At 38.1% G+C, this 2,448-nt stretch carries 2 protein-coding genes; both read right to left on the reverse strand.

The window, feature by feature from the left end; translation table 11 throughout:
* Positions 1-85: 85 nt before the first annotated feature.
* Positions 86-823, reverse strand: coding sequence for an IS21-like element helper ATPase IstB (istB, locus tag KO493_RS10935; protein WP_216068009.1), 738 nt, complete (start codon positions 821-823; stop codon positions 86-88).
* A gap of 41 nt (positions 824-864) precedes the next feature.
* Positions 865-2,448, reverse strand: a 1,584-nt coding sequence (gene istA / locus KO493_RS10940) for an IS21 family transposase (protein WP_252723216.1), incomplete at its 5' end; no start/stop codon positions are given.

Below are 2,448 nucleotides of genomic sequence, written 5' to 3' on the forward strand. Positions count from 1 at the left end.
TGGCTATTTCGGAGTGATGGTGCCACCTGTTTCGGTCAAACAGTGCCACTTTGAAAGATATTACAATTATATAAAAAAAATAATGTTATTGATTCTTTAAATTTCCTTTTCTTAGAGATTCTCCCTTAAGATCTATGCGATGTGAGGAATTTACAATTCTATCCAAAATAGCATCAGCTATGGTTCCCTCTCCAATAATATCATACCAAGCAGATACTGGTATTTGAGAAGCTATAATTGTGGAGGCCTTATGGTGTCTGTCATCTATAATATCCATTAGGGCTTCTCTGGCGTGATTATCAAAACTCTGTAGACCAAAGTCATCTAATATTAGTAAATCTACTTTAATTAATTTTCCGAGTTCCTTAAGATAGGTACCGTCTACTTTGCTTAGTTTCAGTTTATTAAAAAGACGCGCAGTGTTGGTGTATATGGTTTTGTATTCCATCATACACGCCTGATGTCCTAATGCCTGAGCCAAATAGCTTTTGCCTACTCCAGAAGCTCCAGTAAGAATAATATTTTCTTTTCTAGTGATAAAATTCAGAGTACTTAAGCGGGCGAACATATTCTTGTCTAGGTTGCGATTCTGATTGTAATTTACATCAGCTAGACTAGCCTGTTGTTTAAAATTGGCTTGTTTTAGAAGCCGTTCTATCTTTCTGTTTTGTCGGTCTTCCCACTGATGGTCGATTAGTAGAGCCAGATATTGATCGGCTGTAATGTTCTCTATGCGGTTGTCCTGTATGTGTTGCATGTGTAACTGAGCCATAGCCCCAAGACGCATTTGTTTTAGTTTTTCAATAGTCTGATTGTTGTTCATATTTATTAAATTTAAATGGTTTAATCGTATATTATTTTTTGTTATTGGTATGCCGAAGCTCCTCGTATGTTATCGTGTTCTGGTATGTGGGATTGGTCTTCTTCTAAATTCTGGTAGAACAGGGAGCTTTCGTCTAAATTGTTTTTTAGGATATTTTTGATGCGCAAATAACTTGTGGCATCTGCTTGAAAAGCTCTTTTACAAGCGTTGTCTAAACGTTTAGAACCATAGGCTTTATGAAGTTGTATCACACCCATTGCTCTTTTATATCCTATCTCTGGATAGTCTACTTTATCGATTATTTTTTCTACGCATCTCACAACATGCTCTCCATGGATTGCAGCTTTCTTTTTAAAAAATTCAAGGCTCCAATCGCTATAGTATTTGTGAGTGCTACTTAGATACTCTTTGTTGGTATTGTAGCTCCCTTTGGATGTATTACGAGCGTGTAAAGCAATCCGCTGATGGTTATAATAAACTTCTACCGTAGAATTGGTGTAATGGATGCTTGTTTCTTTTCCCATGTAGCGATAAGGTACACTGTAATAACTTTTATCAGGAGAGAAGTACACGTATCCCATTTTCTGAACCTTTGCTCTTCGGTAGCCTTTTAGTTCATAGGGGATGTCTGGCAAGGGTTTTAGATATTCCCGTTCTACGGACTGAAAGAGCTCTCTGCGACTGGCTTCTTTACGGGAGAACAACAAATCGTTATAACGTTGCAGTAGACGTTTTATCTCTCGATTTAGATCTTCTAAAGAAAAGAAAGTCATCTCTCGTAGTGGGTAATAGATGCGTTGATAGGCAAGGTTTACAGCGTTCTCCACCAAGGCTTTGTCTTGTGGAGCATAGCCTCGGGCTGGATTAATTACACAGTTGTAATGCCGTGCGAAGTCTTTAAAACTTCGGTTTATATCTGCTTCATACCTGCTGGCTCTTGTAACAGCCGATTTTAAGTTATCGGAGACAATAGCTTTTGGAGCTCCTCCATAAAACTGTAGTGCATTACAGCAGCAGTTAATCAGGTCTTCCCGTTTCTGACTTTTACAAGCTTCCACGTAAGTGTACTGGCTATTAGGCAGAATGGCAACGAATACTTCTACTGGAATAAGCTCTCCAGTTTCTTTATCTATAATCTCCAGTTTTTTACCGGTATAATCAATAAAGAGTTCATTGCCAGGATCATGTTCAAGTTTCATAGAACCTTTAGCCTTGGCATATTTGCGCCGGTAATGCTCCATAAACTGTGTATAGCTATACGGGGCTTTAGCCTGATCTACATATTCCTGATAATGGTATAAAAAAGTAAATCCTGGATGATTACGAGCTTTATTTACCCCTTCAAAAAATAGCATGAGTTCCTCGTAACGCGGGTTATTAATGGTGGTATGGGAAGGGAAAAGCTTCTCCAGGGTAGCATTGTCTAAGCCTAATAGCTCTTTAAAAGTAGAACCGCTAGCCTTAAATAAACGCATATAAGTATTTACAGTATTGCGAGAAATTCCTAGAGTGGATCCTATTTTGCGGTTGCTAAACCCATCAAGATGAAGAGTGATAGTTTGTTTTAAGTCCATTGGATCAAGTGTATTGGCCATATCGCTAGTTTTTAAGCGACAAGGTATTAT

The organism is Pseudotamlana agarivorans, assembly GCF_018860245.1.
In the GTDB taxonomy this organism is placed as follows: Bacteria; Bacteroidota; Bacteroidia; order Flavobacteriales; family Flavobacteriaceae; genus Pseudotamlana; species Pseudotamlana agarivorans_A.

Bases quoted from the DNA above. Each gene is read 5' to 3' on its own strand.
- istB (WP_216068009.1), bottom strand. From the start codon at position 823: ATGAACAACAATCAGACTATTGAAAAACTAAAACAAATGCGTCTTGGG.